Source organism: Rhizobium oryziradicis (assembly GCF_001939045.1).
GTDB classification, from domain to species: Bacteria; Pseudomonadota; Alphaproteobacteria; order Rhizobiales; family Rhizobiaceae; genus Allorhizobium; species Allorhizobium oryziradicis.
In genome coordinates, this window is sequence record NZ_MKIM01000030.1 from 1 (window position 1) to 879 (window position 879).

At 50.7% G+C, this 879-nt stretch carries 1 tRNA gene; it reads right to left on the minus strand.

The window, feature by feature from the left end:
- Positions 1-799: 799 nt before the first annotated feature.
- A tRNA-Ala gene (locus BJF95_RS19975) sits at positions 800-875 on the minus strand.
- Positions 876-879 lie beyond the last annotated feature (4 nt).

An 879-nucleotide genomic window follows, 5' to 3' on the forward strand; every position in this document is an offset into this window, starting at 1 on the left:
TCCTTCATCGCCTGTGCATGCCAAGGCATCCACCAAATGCCCTTATTACACTTAATCGTTCTCATTGCCGATGCTCATCATCTAGCAGCCCGAAGGGCTGCAGAATGTTTTACCTTTTACAAAACATTCGTCATGATGCCATCAACGTGTTCGATCTGGACACTTTATTGGAACTACGCCGAGCAGTTCACTTGTGCCAGATCATTAAGACCAGCTTCTCGAGATCAAATCCGGTACCGCGCGGTCAGGCAACGGTAATCCGATCGTTTGTCAGACAACACGCAAGGTGTCGAACAACGCACGATCCAGAGTGACAAGCTTCCTTCCTACCTCCAATCCTTCCCCAAACTCCGGTCGGCTAGACCGTCATAAGGATCAATAGGATTGGGCTCGGACATCGCAAGGTAAAAACCTCGCAACACCTGGAAGCCTCCAGATCAATCTTCTCTTCACAATGTACTAGAACAGACAACACCCGNTACCTCCAACCCTTCCCCAAACTCCGGTCGGCTAGACCGTCATAAGGATCACCAGGATTGGGCTCGGACATCACAAGCTTTCGCCTGCAACACCTGGAAGCCTCCAGATCAATCTTCTCTTCACAATGTACTAGAACAGACAACACTCGCTTGAGTGCTGTAAACTTTATTTTTTCTTCAAAAGATATCTTTCCCAGCCCACTCAACGCAAACCGGACACCTCCAAACAGGTGAGATAGCACCACGCGGAGCGCCCTCGTGGAGGGCGTCGCCACAGGCGACAACAGCCCGTGAACGGTATCCAACATTTACGAAGTAAATGGTGGAGCTTATCGGGATCGAACCGATGACCCCCTGCTTGCAAAGCAGGTGCTCTCCCAGCTGAGCTAAAGCCCCGAAA